General features: G+C 39.6%; 11 protein-coding genes. 3 read left to right on the top strand and 8 right to left on the bottom strand.

Features of this window, described 5'->3' with window-relative positions; genetic code table 11:
• Positions 1–242: 242 nt before the first annotated feature.
• Together V7K76_RS10400 and V7K76_RS10395 are read right to left on the bottom strand one after the other, a co-directional pair.
• Positions 243–590: a hypothetical protein gene (locus tag V7K76_RS10400; protein ID WP_334776602.1), complete on the bottom strand. Its 348-nt coding sequence runs from the start codon at positions 588–590 to the stop codon at positions 243–245.
• A 79-nt stretch (positions 591–669) separates the two neighbouring features.
• On the bottom strand, positions 670–2,157 hold the full coding sequence (locus V7K76_RS10395; protein WP_334950606.1) for a CIA30 family protein: 1,488 nt from the start codon (positions 2,155–2,157) through the stop codon (positions 670–672).
• A gap of 219 nt (positions 2,158–2,376) precedes the next feature.
• Between V7K76_RS10395 and V7K76_RS10390 the strand changes: the two genes are divergently transcribed.
• Together V7K76_RS10390 and V7K76_RS10385 are read left to right on the top strand one after the other, a co-directional pair.
• Entirely contained in the window at positions 2,377–2,778 is a 402-nt protein-coding gene (locus V7K76_RS10390) for a fasciclin domain-containing protein (protein ID WP_292852833.1), read from the top strand.
• 203 nt (positions 2,779–2,981) lie between these two features.
• Complete coding sequence (locus V7K76_RS10385; protein WP_334776594.1) at positions 2,982–3,317, top strand: hypothetical protein; 336 nt, start codon at positions 2,982–2,984, stop codon at positions 3,315–3,317.
• An 18-nt stretch (positions 3,318–3,335) separates the two neighbouring features.
• Here the strand turns inward: V7K76_RS10385 and V7K76_RS10380 are convergent, their stop codons facing one another.
• The 4 genes from V7K76_RS10380 to V7K76_RS10365 form a co-directional block, all read right to left on the bottom strand.
• Positions 3,336–3,878 (bottom strand): GNAT family N-acetyltransferase, encoded by a 543-nt coding sequence (locus V7K76_RS10380; protein ID WP_334776593.1) that lies wholly within the window; start codon positions 3,876–3,878, stop codon positions 3,336–3,338.
• Positions 3,875–5,230 carry a UDP-N-acetylmuramoyl-tripeptide--D-alanyl-D-alanine ligase gene (locus V7K76_RS10375; protein ID WP_335029760.1) on the bottom strand — a complete coding sequence of 452 codons (1,356 nt, stop codon included), beginning with the start codon at positions 5,228–5,230 and terminating at the stop codon, positions 3,875–3,877. Before V7K76_RS10375 ends, V7K76_RS10380 begins: the two co-directional genes overlap by 4 nt.
• Before the next feature lie 220 nt (positions 5,231–5,450).
• Entirely contained in the window at positions 5,451–12,128 is a 6,678-nt protein-coding gene (locus tag V7K76_RS10370; protein WP_335029759.1) for an O-linked N-acetylglucosamine transferase family protein, read from the bottom strand.
• 37 nt (positions 12,129–12,165) lie between these two features.
• Positions 12,166–12,564, bottom strand: coding sequence for a tetratricopeptide repeat protein (locus V7K76_RS10365; RefSeq protein WP_335029758.1), 399 nt, complete (start codon positions 12,562–12,564; stop codon positions 12,166–12,168).
• An 838-nt stretch (positions 12,565–13,402) separates the two neighbouring features.
• Here V7K76_RS10365 and V7K76_RS10360 point away from each other — a divergent pair.
• Positions 13,403–13,621, top strand: coding sequence for a DUF4327 family protein (locus V7K76_RS10360; protein WP_012407469.1), 219 nt, complete (start codon positions 13,403–13,405; stop codon positions 13,619–13,621).
• 86 nt (positions 13,622–13,707) lie between these two features.
• Here the strand turns inward: V7K76_RS10360 and V7K76_RS10355 are convergent, their stop codons facing one another.
• Positions 13,708–14,991, bottom strand: coding sequence for an FHA domain-containing serine/threonine-protein kinase (locus tag V7K76_RS10355; RefSeq protein WP_334950627.1), 1,284 nt, complete (start codon positions 14,989–14,991; stop codon positions 13,708–13,710).
• A gap of 166 nt (positions 14,992–15,157) precedes the next feature.
• Positions 15,158–17,152, bottom strand: a complete 1,995-nt coding sequence (locus tag V7K76_RS10350; protein WP_335029757.1) for a serine/threonine phosphatase — start codon at positions 17,150–17,152, stop codon at positions 15,158–15,160.
• Positions 17,153–17,370: the final 218 nt, after the last annotated feature.

Below are 17,370 nucleotides of genomic sequence, written 5' to 3'. Positions count from 1 at the left end.
CGATTAATCGCGTCTGTACAAGAGTTAGGAGTTTTGGTCTAGTTTTCCGGTTCAACCTGTTTGATGAAGTTATACATCAGGTGTAGCGATCGCATCTAACCGATTACTAAAAAATAAATTACTACTACTTGTGGGGTGGACATCTTGTCCGCCCTTGCTTACAAGCAATCGTGTCGCCCACCCCACAAGAATGACATCTGTACATCCCTACGAAAAATCTATATTCTGTGCAAGTGAAATATTTAGCGTGATTCTATTTTAGCAACTCGCTCCTCTAATTTATTGACTTGTTGCTTCAATTCAATCACCAAAGTTGCCAGCCGATCAAACATTGGATCTTGCTGTGATAAATTCCTTCTAGAACCAGTTGACTGTCGTGGAGTAAGTGTTGTTATTGAGGGTGGAAACTGGCGGGTTTTACCTAGCTGAGACTCTATCTGATTTAACCGCGACTCAACACGATTCAAGTCTGCTTCCAGGTTATTGATGCGGGACTCAACTTGCTGCGATGAGGCAGTTTTGGAAAAAAAACTGCCCCAGATAATTGTTATTAAAATCCCGGCGATTACTAGCACCTTGACTTTTTTCATCTCAATAACTGACTTATTAGAACAGTCTATTTAAGCAGGATTTGTTGGAATACTTGCAGACAAAAAATCTCTATATATTTTATCTTTTATCCGGTTGTAAGTTAGAAAATAAACTTTGCCAATCGATAGAATTGACAGTATTTTCTCCCTGCTTAACCTCAAATGTAATGTTAGAGGCTTTTTCTAGTTTTAGCGCTTGCACACAAAGTTCTGCTACATCCTCACGACTGATTTTACCTCTAATATTGTCGCCTTGCTCGAATATTAATTCCTTACTTCCTGCATCTTCAGTTAAAGCACAAGGTCTAATAATCGTATAAGGAATTCCGCTTTCTCTTAAACTATCTTCTCCTTTCAACTTCCAAGTTAAAATTCCTCCCAATTGGTCATTTAGTTTCACTGCTGGCGGTTCTTCATCTAAATTAATCCCAGGGCGGCCAGGACGAGTTACACCTGCTGAACTGACGAGAATAAATTGTGGTAAAGTTGTCCCACCATAAGCTTTAATTGATTCCAACTGCAAAGCAAAACCACCTGGAGAAAATTTGGGATTCAAAGCGCCATCGTATTCAAATTTGCTCAACATCAGTTGGAATGAGCAAATTCTACTTTGTTCAATAGGCGGCGCATCTTTGACAACTTTTGCCCGAAAGACAGGAATTAAATCTGTAAAGGGAATGTGAATATCTATCCAAGTATTAGCTACGGTGTCGAAAGAATAGCTGTAGCCAATACCATCCCATGTTGTATCTGTCCGCAGAAAGATTTTATAACGCTGACCGTCACCTTTGACACGCAATTTTACACCAGTGTAACCAGATAAGTTAAAGGGTGGATCAAAATTCTTCGTTCTGACAGAAGCAAATCCGCCAGAGTTGGCAGTGGAGACATTACCAGCAAATAAAGCTGTATTATCTAGCAATTGGATATTACTGGCACTCACACCACCCATGACAACATCATCCAACGCTCCCCAGTAATCTTTTAATTCTGTTGATGGTTTGGTAAAATCAAATATCGGTTTTTCGTTTGCTTGGGGTAAATATTTTGCCGCAGCTTGGACTAAGTTTTTGACACCTTGATATTCTACATTTTCGGGAGTGTCGCCCACAATTTCCGGTTGGTAAAATTTAACACCTTGATAATATTTGGCTCTATCTGCTGTGTCTCCCTCAACAGGTTGTACACGTACTGCTGTGCAACAAATTACAGCTTGGATATCAGCTAGAACTAAAGGAGTTAAAGTTTCTGGTTGCGTGATATCCGCAACTACTAAATCTATATCATTACCAAGAATTGACCGCGCTTTGTCAATATCTCGAACTAGGGCGCGAACTTTATAACCTTGTTGGAGCGATCGCAGCACTACTCGTTTACCGACACCACCAGTTGCACCTGCTACTAATATTACACCCACGTTTCTTCCTCCATTGGGTCTATCTTGATTATCCTTAGGACGGCCTTGGATTAACTGCTGTACCCAGTTAAGGAAAGGAATTACCTCAAAGTAAGTCAGGGTTTCGATAAACCTGCCTAAGTCCCATTGAGAACGATTTTTGTCAGTCATATTGGCGTCCTCATAACTTTATTTAGGGTAACAATTTTCGAGAGTGGGTTGTGAGGGTGCGATCGCAACCTTTGAAACGCCGGAGGCATCGCTGCGCGAACAAAACTTGGGTAGTGTTTCCCCAGTCCCTAATCCCCAGTAAAGAGTCCCTTTTTCAATAAAAATTAAAATAGGTTTATTATCCTTTAAAATCTTTTGCAGATATTGAGGTTAAGATATATGGCTGATATTGTTGATATTGCGGTTACGGCTGAGTCTTTCAAAACACTGGTAGCAGCTGTCCAAGCGGCTGGTTTAGTAGAAACATTAAAAAGTCCTGGCCCATTCACCGTCTTTGCACCCAATGACGAAGCTTTTGCCAAGTTACCACCGGGAACTATCCAAACTCTGTTACAGAATATTCCCCAGCTAACGCGGATTTTAAAGTATCATGTCGTTCCAGGAAAGCTGCTAAAGGCTGATTTGGCACAACTCGGTACGGTTAATTCTGTAGAAGGTTCACCCATTAAAATTGATTCTTCTGATGGTTTTGAAATTAAAAATGCCACAGTTTTAGCAGCAGATATCGAAGCAGATAATGGTGTGGTACACGTTATCGATACGGTAATTTTACCGGGTTAATTCAGCTAGGGTGGGTGTTTTCCACCCTAGTTATCCAGAAATTTTATAATTAACTAACTATTGATAGTATCAAAAGGCAACTTAATAGTTGAATTTATGTTATATTTGTAATGTGATTGCTCACTCTTATATTAAGTTTAATTGCGTTCTTTTAAAATAAATTAATAAATTCTTAAAAAGCTAACATCTATCCCAACAAATTAATGCTCGATTTTAACACCTTAGCTGAGTTCTCTCGTGGCAACTGCATAAGTATTTGTGCATTTCTCGTACCAGCAAACTTACTTGTCACAATTTTAACGATGGGCTTGGTAGCGTTACGTCGTGCATCACATCAAGTATGGCAATCTGCTGCAATTGCTAGCTTTTTTGCTTCTGTAATGATCTTTCACGTATATACTTGGTTCCTAATTGGCGTGGTGATGGCTCCTACTTATATTTTGTTATGGCTAGCAATCACCTGTCTCGTGACTAATTTGGCAGCAATTCTTTTTCAAAGACGCTACAGCAACAACAACAACCCTAGTCTTTCCAACTAAAGTCTATAGGTGATATTTTCAGAAAATCCATTCATGCTCAAGGATGGCATATAGCCAAGAGTCTCGCCATTCTCCCTTAATCCAATGGTGTTCTCGCAAATACCCTTCCTGCTGCATTCCAATTTTTTGCATCACTCGTGCGGAGGCAATGTTTTCTGGGTGACAAGTAGCAAAGATGCGATGTAAATTTAACTCCTGAAAACCAAATGATACAACTGCTTTGACAGCTTCAGTTGCATATCCTTGTCCCCAAAAATCTTTAGTGAAAGAGTATCCAATAGAGCCTATTTTGTTGCCAGTATCCTGAACGGATATACGACAGATACCAATTAATTGCTTTTGGGGTTTTAAAGTCACTCCCAAGGCAAAATGCTGACGGGGTTCTTTACTTTGTAATGAAATCTCTCTTTGCAAAAAGTTTTTGGTATCTTCTTCGCTATTCGGGCCAAAGGTTAAATAACGCACAACTTGCGGATCGCTGGCGTATTGATGAACTGCTGGCCAATCTGATTCTACAAAGTCTCGTAGTATCAGACGTTGGGTTTCTAGTGGTAGATTCATTTGGGAAATTCTGCACGTAATTGATTGACTACCCGATCTAGTCCCACGGAATGGGCGGCTTTGAATAATAAACGATCGCCTGTTTGCACAAATGTCTTCAACCTAGCCACCAACTCAGCATGAGTGGCAAAGCACTCCGATGGAATACCCTCAGCACTAAGAGCGATCGCTTCGGCATCTTGTCCATCTACCAAAACCAACAAGCCGTCTAAATTCAACTTTCGGACTGTTTCTCCCACTCGCTGGTGCAACTGCTGCGATCGCTCTCCCAATTCTTTCATTGCACCCAATACGGCAATTTTCCGCTTTCCGGGTGTCTCTGCCAATAATTGCAACGCTGCAATCATCGCTTCTGGTGCAGCATTATAAGTTTCATCTAAGATTACTACATCATTGGGTAAGTTAAATCGCTGCGATCGCCCTGTGGGCATATCCACATTCACACCTGCTTTGAGGGTTTCCCAATCAATCCCCAACACCTTTGCCACCGCTAAAGCTGCCAAGAAATTAGTCGCGTTGTGACGACCAGGCAAAGGTAGAGGTAGTTGGATACCTGCGACTTTTACAATCTCGTTATCAATTAATTGCCCTTGGATATCACCACCAGAAAAGCCGTAAGTTAAAACTTCTCCGTGCCAAACTTTCGCCGCCGTAGCGATTAATAGCGGATTGTCGTGATTGAGAATTGCCACACTATCAGCAGACATTTCGGCTAATAACTCACATTTTGCCTCAGCGATCGCTTCTTCGGAACCCAGTAACTCAATATGCGCCGTCCCCACATTGGTAATCACTCCAATTGTTGGACGCGCTATTTGTGTCAGTTCGGCAATTTGTCCCCTACCCCGCATCGCCATCTCAATTACGGCGTAGTCATTTTCGGCGCCAAGTTCTAGGAGAGTTTTTGGGACACCAATTTCGTTGTTGTAATTTCCATAAGTTTTGTGAACTCGTCCCTTGGTTGCTAAGACTGCGGCGATCAATTCTTTGGTTGTAGTTTTACCCACAGAACCCGTTACACCAATTACAGGAATGTTAAAGCGATCGCGCCACCAGCGACCAAGTTTTTGATATGCCTTGAGGGTGTCCTTTACCTGTAATACAGGAAATCCCGGATTTTCGTATTCAAAATCTACAATTGCAGCGATCGCACCCTTTGCGATCGCAGTTGGCACAAATTCATGTCCATCAAACTTATCGCCTCGGAAAGCAACAAATACTTCACCCGGCTTCAGGGTACGGCTATCTGTTTGGATACCACTACTTACTTGTGTTAAAGCAGTTTCAGATAAGTTTACAGAATGGCCCAAAATAACTTCAACCAGTTGGGTTAGGGTGGCAGAGCAACGCATTTAAAGTTCAAAATCATAAAATCGAATTATGACATAATATTATTTATTTGTAATTACAAATTTTCGCTACTACACAAACCAAGTCCACCTTTCCTGCGGAACGCTACGCGAACGTGGAAAGCATGAAAAATCAAGAGTTTCCAACCCACAAAGGTGGGTTTTGTCTGTGTAGCCGCGATTTCTAATCGCCAGGGCAAGTAATTTATTTCTAAAAGGCTTTTTAATATGCTGTTAAGCTATCTACATCGCAGGATGGAAGATTTTCTACTTTTGCTTGTGCGATCGCAGATTGATTATCTGTTACTAAAGCAATTCGAGTATGAATTCTAGGCAAAAGAGTTTTCCATTGTGTATGACTCATTTTCCCTAGCAGAGAAATTTCTGGACCCTCGGTTATATCTACATCATCTTCCATGAGCAAATTCATAGTCAAAGACGATAAAAGCATATCGGCTTCTTCTTCAGTAATATTTTGAGTATCTATCAGCAGAGTTAGATTACTTTTATCAGGGTGAGTAGTCAGAGTAGAAATTACACTTGCTAAATCTTGATATAGTAGGTCTTCTGGTTGTGACCAGTCTGGGAAAATAATTAGGTTAATATCTTTTAAATTGAGTTGCTCTTTAAGAGCGATCATCTGATGTTTATAGAATAGCTCTTGGAAAAGTTCTCCCATTTGAGCAGAGTGAGAACGACTATCAAGAAAAATTGGGTTTTGGTGCATTTTTTGGTTGATTTGCTCTGCTTGTTGCCGACGCAATTCAGAGCTAATACCGAGAACAGCAGCTAACTCAATGTAAGCTTCTTCACTATTTGTAATTAAATCAAATATTTGGAGTTCTCGTAAAAGTGATGCTCCCTTTCGAGAACGAGAGGGTTCTGTTTCCATGACCACCGTTGGTAAACCTACTTCCAACGGGTCTATAAGTGAAGTCATACCAGAGTAAGGATAGGAATCTAAGTAGATGTCACAAAGTTTCAAACGTTCTTTAACATCAGCACGGTTTGGTGCTGGGTCAAGAATGATCAATCTATCCTCACTAAGACCATATTTAGCAAAAGTGGTGATTAGGCGCTTCCGAAAAGCAATACAAGGATAGGAAGATGACCAATTGGGATTAAACGGATAAAGTAATAGTACAGAATTAGGTACGCTAGCAATTATCTTTGCCCAAGTTACTTCTTGCTCTGGAATTATTTTGTAGTAATTAGCTCCTGAAACGTAAACTATAGCAGTTTTTTCAATTCCCAGGCTTTCTCGATTAATAGCACTTGTGGCAATTATTTGCTCTTCGGTTGCAAAATCAAAACACTGCGGAGGACTGTTTAATGTAATTAGCTGTTCCGTATAATGTTCTTGAGCATTATCTTCAGTCTCAGAAAGCTTACTTGAAATATAGTAATCTATATGAGGCATACCAGTTGTTACAGGAGAATTAGCATCAACCATCTGGATTCGAGCTAGCCGATACAAGGAAAGCAAGGTAATTTGATGGGTAACTGCGGTAACATTGGTAGAAATGAATAAAACATCTAAATCAGCTTCCCGAATAGTTTGTACTTGATTTATTAGGTTATTTGGAAGCTGAATAATAGCATCTGCATGACCCGTACAATATCTTTGTAAACGGTGATTGCTCACATTTAGTGTAAAGAGAATAACTTCAAATAAATCTCTATTTAAATGTTTAAATACTGACAAAGTAGCAAAAGTTTCTGTCTGTGGTTCAAAATGGCTAGCAAGAATACCCACCCTAATTTTTATTCGTTCATCCAAATATTCGGGGAATTCGTATTCAATACTTTGATTAAACTTTTGCAAGTATGATTTCATGATATCTGCACGTTTGGTGTAGATATTTTTCAAGTTTACTTTATTAAAATATAAAGGAATACAATTTGCCGTATATGTAAAAAACTCAGCAATATCTTGCCAAAATTTAGAGTCAGAATTACTGATAATGTTTCTGTGGAGATAATTAATGAAATTCTCCATATATTGATAGTAATTATCTACCTCTCCTATCTCCTGAAAATAAAGGGGAGGTTTGAAAGTAAATTTGAGATAGTCATTGAGGAACCAGCTAGGAATTTTAGTGAGGTCATAGACTGAAGGTAACTGGTGAGGACGGCAGTACAGCATTGCTACTAGAAGATACTGAATAGCATTTTGTTCATTAAATCCCTTAGTATATCTTGCTAATATGTCAGTTATAAAACTCTGTTCCGACCCTGTTATCGATTCATTCTGAATGCCACTATTTAACAATAATTGATAAGCCTCACCAAACTTGCTCAAGTAGAGTCTTTCAAGTAATTTTTCTTCTTTACCTATCCATGATTCAGCAATCTTCCTTCTCAATAAACGTAATTCTTTTAATACAGATGTGTCTGAATTTTCTTGTTGAAATTTTGCTAATAAACTATATAGTTTATTGCTTAACTCATAATTATGTGTAAACTCTTTAATATCACATTGTTCTATTAACTTATTGCATTGACTTAATTGTTCAAGCATTTGTTGGCATTTTTCTACCGCCTGTTTATTTTCATATTCCAAAATAATTCTTGCACTAATGCGAGGTAGCAAAGCTGCCCATTGAATATCAGATAAATGTCCTACTAAAGAAATTTCTAATCCTTCACTAATATCTAAATCTTCCTGCATTAGCAAATTCATAGTCACACTAGATAGTAAGATTGCAGCATCTTCGCTAGCAATGTCATTTGTGTCGATAAGTAGCGTTGTCTTTTGACTGTCTGAATAAGCTGCTAATGTTTTAATTACTCTTTCTAAAGAGAAGCTAATTAACTCTTCTGGTTGTGACCAATCGGGAAAAACAATTAAATTAATTTCTTGAAGATTTAAATGTAAAATAGTACCCTTAATTAAGGTAGCACTTACAGTATTCGCCATTGTTGACCAGGAGAACTTTTTCGCTTGTGCCAAACCTGCGGTAATTAATGAGTTGCGAACACTAGACTTTTGCACTTCACAAAGTGCATTTGCTAGTGCATTGACATCATCATCATTCACATAGATTGCTGCTTCTCCTGCTACTTCTGGTATTGAAGCATTAGGACAAGTTATTACAGGACAACCACAAGCCATTGCCTCTACTATAGGCAAACCAAAACCTTCATATTTTGAAGGATAAGCCAGTGCTACTGCACCAGAATAAGCAGTGGCTAACTCCTGATCGCTGAGTTGGAGAATATGAACAATACTGCCTAATGTGTAGCCTCTAAATTCAGGTGCTAATGTACCTCTATTTCCTGTACAAACAATATCAAAGCCTGAACTACTAGCAAGCTGAGAAAAAGCCTGAAAGAACAAAATACTATTTTTATAATTATTTTCAATACCTACTAACATAAAGTATGGTTTTGTAATGCCATACTTTGTTTTAAAGTTGTTAATTTCTTGAATATTTGCTGGTGAAAAACCGCTTTCAACTCCACAATGAGCTATGGTTATAGATTCTCTATTTATTTCAGGAAAATACCTTACCAAATCACGCGCCGTATGTTCTGAAACAGCTATGTATTGAGATGCATTTTGAATAGCCTGATGTTTTTCTCGCCACATAGGACTATTAAGATCCCATCCCATTACTTCTGGAATCATGTCGTGAGCTATAAAAACAGAAGGTGTTGTAGTCGGTGTTGTGTAATAAGAGGATATAAATATCTCTGCACCCTCTTCATCACACACTTGCTGTAGCATTTCCCGATCAGCATCAGTGTTGTTGTAGTCATAACTCGCTATAGTGCGATACTTAATACCGGGAATTTTGGGAGCAGTTCCAGTGCGGTCAAGCACAGTAATATGGTTAGCAAAGCCGCTATTTACCCATTCTTCTAATAAAGATTTCCAGACACGAGCAATCCCAGTTGTATTGATTTGGAAAAATACAGCATCAACTAGTATTATCGGTGCTAATTTTTTAATATGTGTAATTTGCTGCTGTAATTCATCTGGTTGCAAAAAGTGCCAACTATTGCTGCTTAGTTCTCTTTGTGCAATTGGAATTATTTCTAACGAATCTGCAACATTTACCTGAGCTTCATCTAAAACCCAATAAAAATAGTCACGTAAAAGAACTGGAAATTTAGTTGTTTCTTGCAACGCTTTCCAATGAGAAAAAGCATTTCTATAACCATAGTATTGCTCTTTAAATCGTAATTGTTCTTCTGTTACATATGCAAAATGTTGGAAAACTAAACCATGTCTTTCAGTCTCTTGATGTAGAAAGGGATTTACTGCTGCAACATTATGCCATTGGCCGTTTGCTGAAGGTTCCTCTAATGTCGGTGGTTCATGTGCTACCCATACTGAACCAGGCTTATATCTCCAGGTTCTCAACCACTCTTGTTGAGGATTCTGTGTATAACAATTACGAGTACTTATAATTAGATTTTCTCCTACGAAATACCAGCACCAATAATAAGCGGCAGTTTTGTTAGGATTATCAATAAACATCTGTCGTGCAGAAAAAATTTGCTCAACTTTCCATAATTCATCTGCATCTATTTGCCACAATAAACATTCTTCATGAATATTAAACAGTGGCTCATTAATCATTTCACGTTTTCCATTCCAATACATTCCCTCTGGCTTACGGTAAACTGTAATATTATCCGGATATTGCGTTGTTAGTTTATCTAAGTATTCTGTTGTGCCATCATAACTGCGACCATTATCATGGATTTTATCACTTATACTTCCACCCAGATTGAGGCTCCATGAAGTATCGTGCTTCAATTCTGCTACGCCTTCAACAATGTGCCAATGCCATTTGAAAGGCAGTTGTTTGAATATCTCAATGTGGTAGCGGATAAATGGTTGCCCATTCAGAACAATAGTAAAAAAGTGAATTGGTAATTCTGGCGTTGAGATAGAGGTGATAGGAGCCAAACTTTTCTGGCCACATGCTAGCGTTGAGGAATACTCATGGTTGACAAGACGTAGTTTAGCAATGTTATGCCATACACGTTCTGGGCCTGGCCAGGTGGGTACAACATCATGAAATGCTATCCATCCGCCGTTTTTTACCAATGAAAACGATAGCTCAAAATCTTTTAAAACATCTAAATACTGATGAGAACCATCAATAAAAATAAAATCAATATCTTTACTATTTGTCAATTTATCCCAACGTTTTAATACATCATGAGAGTAGCCACGTAGTGGTGTTACATAATGCTCAAGACCGTTTAATTGAACATTTTGCTGCCAAACTTTAAAGAATTGTCGCTCAGGAAAGTCAGCATCATTACCATCCCATGTATCAATAGAATAAATTTTACGTTTGGTTCCTATGCAAGCATATGCCATAGCAACTGTTGAGCGACCTTTAAAAGAACCAATCTCAACTATAACAGCATCTTCAGGAAGAGATTTCACCTTATTAAAAAGGTATTCTTCTTGCCCAGAAACCATGAACCCTTCAATAGATTCAACGGCATCATGGATATTTTGATAGCTGACTAGCTGCACTGTTTTTCGTTGAAATATTGCATATCCATTACGTATATTTTGGTTTGAGATAATGAGGATGTAATCAGAATCGCTCAACAGGCGATTGAAATTTTTATAGTTTTTAAATGTCGTAATATCATCTAGACAAATAAAATTGGCTCCATATACTTCATCTAGTTCAGCTTCACCAGTAAATTCTGAACCGTCAATTAAAACTAAATCAAAACAATCAATTTTGTTTTCATGTTTAATTTTTTGAATCCCGTTATCAGATACTCCAGAATTATTTACATACTCAATATCTTGTCGCAGCCAACCAAGCACACGCTCAAGAGGATAAAGATTTAGATTAGTATCATGGCTATTATAAAAATCAATAATCTCCTTTTCATCAGGAAACTTTCGTACAGAAATAGAAGAAACATTATAACATTTCACAAAATCCTCATTTTTATATTTATTTTGTAACTCAGTAAATCTAGTTTTTGAAACTTCCATGCAAAATAATATTGGCTTGTTACGGTTTTCCCGCAGGCCTGTTACAAATGCCTTGCTACTTCCTTCGCCTGAAGATGAACCAATTTCTAAAACTGTTTTAATATCTTCTTCTTGAGCAATTTTTTGAATCGCATAGTAAAAATCATCGTTTTTTATCTCTGCTGGAATTAGTGAATTTAGCTCTGAATTAGCAAGAGGATTATTATTGATTTTTTGAAGCAATACTTGTACTGAATAAAGTATATCTTCATGATTACATTGGGATATTTTTAATTCTTGATGATCGGGTAAATAATAATGGCGTCCACCATTTCGTGGATCTGATTGCTGGTATTTACGAATCTTGTCACGTCGTTTTTCTTCGCTATTAATAAATAAGTCTAAACGATAGATACTTAACTCAGCTAGGCATTGACCCTGATCCAGTAAATTATGAATAGTTTCGTGAATTTGTCCTGTATAAAAAATCTGTTTATTGTACTTGAATAGCCGACGCTGAAAATCAGGAGAATGTGGTTTACTTGTGATGTAATGATTTTTGCTAAAAGGACTAATCCATTTTCTATCAATCCAAAAATTATCAGTATTTATTTGAGTTCTAGGTAATTTGATTAATTGCAAAAATTCTAAAAGTTGGCTATTAATAAATTCATCCGAGTCAAGAACAAAAACCCAATCAGTATTGACAGCATTTAGATATACATTCCTCTGTTGAGAGTGATTTCCCAACCACGGAGAATGTATTATTGTAGCTCCATAGCTCAGAGCAATATCACATGTAGAATCATTGCTACCACCATCAACAATTATTAGCTTGTCATAAACATTAGCAAGAGATTCTAGAGCAATAGTTAACGTCTTATCTGAATTCTGCACCATCATACATACAGAAAGACTTGGCATATAACTTTTTTTCACTCCATTAAATTGATTGATGACTGTATGTTAGCTACCCCTATTGATTACTTTTACTTTGTTGTTTCTTAATTTGCTCTAAAAGAACTTTGTAATTTGTCCTATCAGGGCGTAACTTCACCAACTTTTCTAAAGGTTGAATAGCACCCTCAGAATCTTTCAATTTTAGCCGCACAATTACCAATCCTTCGAGCGCTGTTTGGTTTTCTGGTTCCCGTTGTAAAACCAACTCATAGCCCCGCACCTGTTGCTGTAATCCTGACTCAGGAGAAGCAGACGCAATTGCTGGCTGAGGTTGATTAGCATGTTGGATTGCTGGAATGACTGCAAACGCCGTAGAACCAAAAAACGAGAACATCGACACTATCGTGACAATCTTTTGTCGCCGCTGAATCTGCTTTTTGCGGGAAATTAGGTATTCTTCATCTGAACCAGCCATGCCTCACATGCTTGCTGTGGTAAATACTGAGGTATCAGCAAGCCTCCCGTTCTGAGGATACCCACTTGTTCAACAGAAACTAACATCTTGGCTAGAAATTTTTTACACAAAATTCAAATGCTGACTCTGAAGACGAGAGAACTTTATGGTAAGTCCATGCTGTAACGACAATTTGTGCCATGCGTAGTTTACCGCCGTAGGCATCGCCTTCATACTTTAAAGCAAAACCCTACAGGTCTTATTCTCTGAACAAAACATTAAAATTATATGAAGATTTGCGATGATTCTGCCTAATGCCGGATGTTTGCGATATTCTAAATAACGTTTGAATAAACAGTAGAGATTTCTACTCAATTGCAAATTTCCCTGACAGTCAAAAACTTTCAAACTAGCCCGTGTCTGATGGGTCGTTCAACAAGCACACATATTTTTTGTGATTCAAACAAATAAAATTTTCCCAGTCGTCCTTAGTCACTATAGATATATTACCAAAGGTAGTGTTGCACTCTTGTGAAAAAAGGGTAAAGGTTAAAGAGGAAAAAGAAGAGGGTAAACATAAATATCCCTTACCTCCTTTATCCCTTAACTCTTGCTGCTAAACCTTTGCCTAGCTTCTGCAAAAAGTTTAAGGACTGCTTGGTGAAATTGGAGTTTTGTGGTGGTAATTACCGTACAAAACCGAATTTACCAGTAACTTAGTGGAGTTTGTTATGGTATAGTTAGAAAGTTAAGACTAGCTTTGCCAAAATTACAGCACTCTACGGGCCGGCAACAATTGCAGAATGGAAAGCAGTTTTAATTAAGCATTTACCAACAACATCAGAATTCAATCGAGGTTATGACTCAGCAAGTGATTCACCCAATGGTGAAATTGCAGCGCAACGTGCAATCACTCATAGAATCGAATATTATCAAGCCAAGCGATAGCATCTGGAAAATCGCTTTGCTCTATGGTAATGAATGGCAGCACTGGAAACAGGAACTGCTTGACTTTGGCTTTAGTATGCAAGACCCAGTTAGCGAATTGCTAGCTGTAGAAACTTGGGATGAGGAATAGGGAATAGGGAATAGGGAATAGGGAATAGTAATTTTTAATATTCATCATTCCCTACTCCCACTCTCTTACTCCCTACTCCCCACTCCCTAAACTTTACAAGTAGCTAAAGCCGCAGCTAATTCCTTTGCAGTTTGATAGCGATCGCGTGGCAATGGTTCTGTAACGTGATCGATCACATCTCTTAATTGGGAACTAATGGTGGGAACTTTTGCCACATCAAACCTGAAGTTTCGCCCTCGTTGGCGGTAATACTTGAAAGGGTTTTCGCCTGTGAGCAGAAAAATCAGCGTTGGCCCAATTGCATACAAATCAGATTGAGTTAAAGGTTGTCCTCGTTCTTGTTCAGGAGCGCAGTAACCTTCTGCACCAATTCGAGTACCGGGCGCTGTGCCAATTTCCTTAACAGCACCAAAATCTAGTACCACTATGCGATTTACCGAACCTCGCACCATTAGGTTGGCGGGTTTAATGTCGCGGTGAATCAGTGGAGGCTCTTGGCTATGAAGATAGTCTAAAATATCGCAGGTTTGGATCATCCAGGCGATCGCTTGGTTTGGTGTCACTGGGCCAGTGGTATAGACACGTTTCTCTAAATCTTGTCCGTGGATTAGTTCCATTGCCAAGTATTTTTTTCCGTCTTCTACAAAGAAATCGTAATACTTGGGAATTCCAGGATGGTTAAGGGATTTGAGAGTGTACGCCTCTCGCTCAAATAACTCTTGAGCTTTGGCAATTCTGGCCATATCAGCATTCATTTGCTTTAACACCAGCAGTTTTGGTGTACCTGCAATCAAACCAGCCGCATCCCAAGCCAGATAGGTAGTACCCATCCCTCCTTGTCCGAGAGTTTGCAACACCTGATAATGGCGAATCTTCTGTTGCACTGAGAGAGGTTGACCGCAGTGGATACAGAATAAATTATTTGGTGAGTTGCCTTCGTGCGTGCAAGTGTAGGATAAATTTGCCGGATTTTTTGCTGAGTAAAGTGTCTCGGCAGCGTTTTCTTCTGTCCCTTGTATTTGTTGCGATCGCACACCAGTTTCTAGTACTGTGACATCCTGAATTTGGAATTGCAGTATTGGGCCTCCCTGAGCCAGTTGCAAAAGGGAATTATCTGGTAAGGGACTTTGAATTACAAGGACACCGTTGAGAAAAGTCCCATTTGTACCTTGACTAATCAGCTGCCAAGTACCGCCGTTGCTAGGGGAACCGACTTGTCTAAGTTCTAGATGATGCCGCGAAACTAAACTATCAGTTAAAACGACGTGATTATCTGCCGCTCGACCAATCCGAATTATGGAGGAGTTCTCAAAGCACCACTGCTGGAGGGGCATTTTCTGTTGCGGTTCTAACAGGGTCAGACTAACCACGATACAACCTACAAGGTAAATGGATTAGGGATTGGGGTTTGGGGATTAGGGTTTGGGGATTAGGGTTTGGAGAGTAGAAAAATTATTTCCCAGTTCCCAGTTCCCAGTTCCCAGTTCCCAGTCCCCAGTCCCCAGTCCCCAGTCCCCAATCCCCAGTCCTTAATTTTCAACTTTCCAAATTTGGGCGTACTTTTGCCCGAATTAGTATACCAGTAATGTTGTCATGACCATTGTATTGGTTTGCCAACTCAATTAAGTCTGTAACACCCCGTTCTAAGTTAGCGCCAGAACTAATTAAGGGTTCTAAGTGAGTCTGCCAGTGGGTTTCTAGTAAATCATTATCTGATAAACCGTCCGATGCCAAGAGCAGAAGAGTATCTTCATTGATGTCGAAAAAGCCGACATCGGGATCAATCGAGTTTTCATCACGAGGCCCCAAGGCTTGGGTGAGTTGGTAAGCATCTGGACGGGCGTAAGCGATGCTTGCTTCCACTCCGCGCGTAATTTCCCGTTGGCCAACTTCGTGATCTACTGTGACTTGTTCTAATCCCTGCTTGCGTGTCACGCGATAGAGACGGCTATCTCCCACATGAGCAACAGCTGCTTGAGTATCTTGAATTAAGAGCATTACCAAAGTTGTACCCATACGCCCAACTCCAGAACGGGCATCTTGTTGGTTGAGCTTGTAAATCACCTCATTAGCTAAATACACTGCCTCACGAATGCTATCTTCTGTTGGCAGTTGGTTGCCAATCCAGTGTTCTTGAAAGTATTGCCGTAGGGTGTTGACTGCTAACTCGCTGGCTATCTCGCCGCCAGCGTGTCCACCCATACCATCACAGAGAATATACAAACCATGCCCTTCTAAGACCCGACTTTTGGGAAACTCCAGCTTGTGAATTTTGGTTTCAATGCCAAAGTAATCTTCGTTATGATGACGTTGACGCCCTACATCTGTGCGTCCTGCATCTTCTAAGCTACTTAACTGCATCGCCAGCACAACAGTTGGCAAATCATCAATTTTGTTAATGATATCTTCTAGCTCATCTGATTGTGGGATAGTGGGCACAGCAGTATCTTTCTCCTCTATTGGAGGCAAAGTTGCATTTCCTAGTGCTTCTAGTTCAATAGAGATTTCCTCCAAACGCGATCGCAATTGTGCGATCGTCTCGATCTTGCCTACATCTAAATCCCCCAACATCTGGACTACAGAGCCAAATTGAGTGCGTTGAGACTGTCTAAATAGTGCTTGCCAAACCCGTCCCAAAGCTTGGATAGCTAACGGTTCCTCTGGAATGGTAGATATTTGGACTTGGGCATCTTCTGGCGACTCCGTGGCGGGCTGAGAATTGGATGATTCCACATACAACCTTTGTAGAGCCAGCGTTTGGTCTTCATCCAATCGCAAATTCGACAATTCTAAAAGGCTTTGACGACAATTTACTGGTTCCAATGCTGCCCAAAGTTGGGTCATTTCATAACACCAGTGTAAAATTTTTAACGAACTTGTTGTTTCTTCTTGCCACAGGTCAAGTAAATACTGCCAATTCGAGCGATCTTCGATGATTACTACCTGTATATCATCCTGCTGCCAGGCATCGTGAATCGGCGGTATCCCTGGCTCACCTTGGGATTGTAAGGCAATATAAAGTTGGGCAAGGTGAGGAATTCCACTTGCTTGTGCTGATGGCGTTAGCAAATCTGCTTGCTGACCTGCTAGTATTGCCTCAATTGGTGATATTTGATACGGCTGGCAGTCTAGAACTCTCACACCTACATTACTAATAGTGTCAGCTTCAGTTTGGGCAGGTAGCGGATCTAACAATTGATAGCGCTCTTGGGAGTCTAAATAGGAGCCTAATGCAATCTGAGAACTAGGGGATAGAGGAGATAAAGAAGATATTTCTCCCTCATCTCCTATATCTTCCACATCCCCCACGTCCCCTTCTATTCCTAAAGCTTCGCCAGTTGTTTCCTTAGCAATAATTGCCCAAAACACTGTTCCACATTCCGTGTCACAGTTATGACAACGTAGTGCATTCACAGGTACATCATCGGTACTGCATTCAGGACAGACCTTGTGAGTCAGGGACGTGCCACAGTTTTGACAGAATTTGTTGCTATTGGGGTTTTCAAATTTACACTGAGGGCAAATCAGCATAGTGGAAGTTCCTTTATTCCCGTTCCAAGGTGCTTCTAGCCACTAAGATCCAAGGTGCCACAATTGGCTGTCCCTGACTACAGTAAATTGTAGTTTATCAATAAATTTTGGTGGCAGTATTAATTGTGACGCATATTAGATAAATATTTCATATATTGGCAGTTAATTCCTTATAGATTAGACCTCTTGCATAAATCAAGAACCCCACCCCGCATTTG

This window comes from Nostoc sp., assembly GCF_036917975.1.
Lineage (GTDB): Bacteria > Cyanobacteriota > Cyanobacteriia > Cyanobacteriales > Nostocaceae > Nostoc.
The sequence above is the reverse complement of the archived record's forward strand: the minus strand, read 5'-3'. Positions and strand labels throughout refer to the sequence as shown.

Coding starts and splice junctions, on each gene's coding strand:
- V7K76_RS10400 (WP_334776602.1), bottom strand. CDS start 590: ATGAAAAAAGTCAAGGTGCTAGTAATCGCCGGGATTTTAATAACAATT.
- V7K76_RS10375 (WP_335029760.1), bottom strand. CDS start 5,230: ATGCGTTGCTCTGCCACCCTAACCCAACTGGTTGAAGTTATTTTGGGC.
- V7K76_RS10350 (WP_335029757.1), bottom strand. CDS start 17,152: ATGCTGATTTGCCCTCAGTGTAAATTTGAAAACCCCAATAGCAACAAA.
- V7K76_RS10365 (WP_335029758.1), bottom strand. CDS start 12,564: ATGGCTGGTTCAGATGAAGAATACCTAATTTCCCGCAAAAAGCAGATT.
- V7K76_RS10385 (WP_334776594.1), top strand. CDS start 2,982: ATGCTCGATTTTAACACCTTAGCTGAGTTCTCTCGTGGCAACTGCATA.
- V7K76_RS10395 (WP_334950606.1), bottom strand. CDS start 2,157: ATGACTGACAAAAATCGTTCTCAATGGGACTTAGGCAGGTTTATCGAA.
- V7K76_RS10390 (WP_292852833.1), top strand. CDS start 2,377: ATGGCTGATATTGTTGATATTGCGGTTACGGCTGAGTCTTTCAAAACA.
- V7K76_RS10380 (WP_334776593.1), bottom strand. CDS start 3,878: ATGAATCTACCACTAGAAACCCAACGTCTGATACTACGAGACTTTGTA.
- V7K76_RS10360 (WP_012407469.1), top strand. CDS start 13,403: ATGACTCAGCAAGTGATTCACCCAATGGTGAAATTGCAGCGCAACGTG.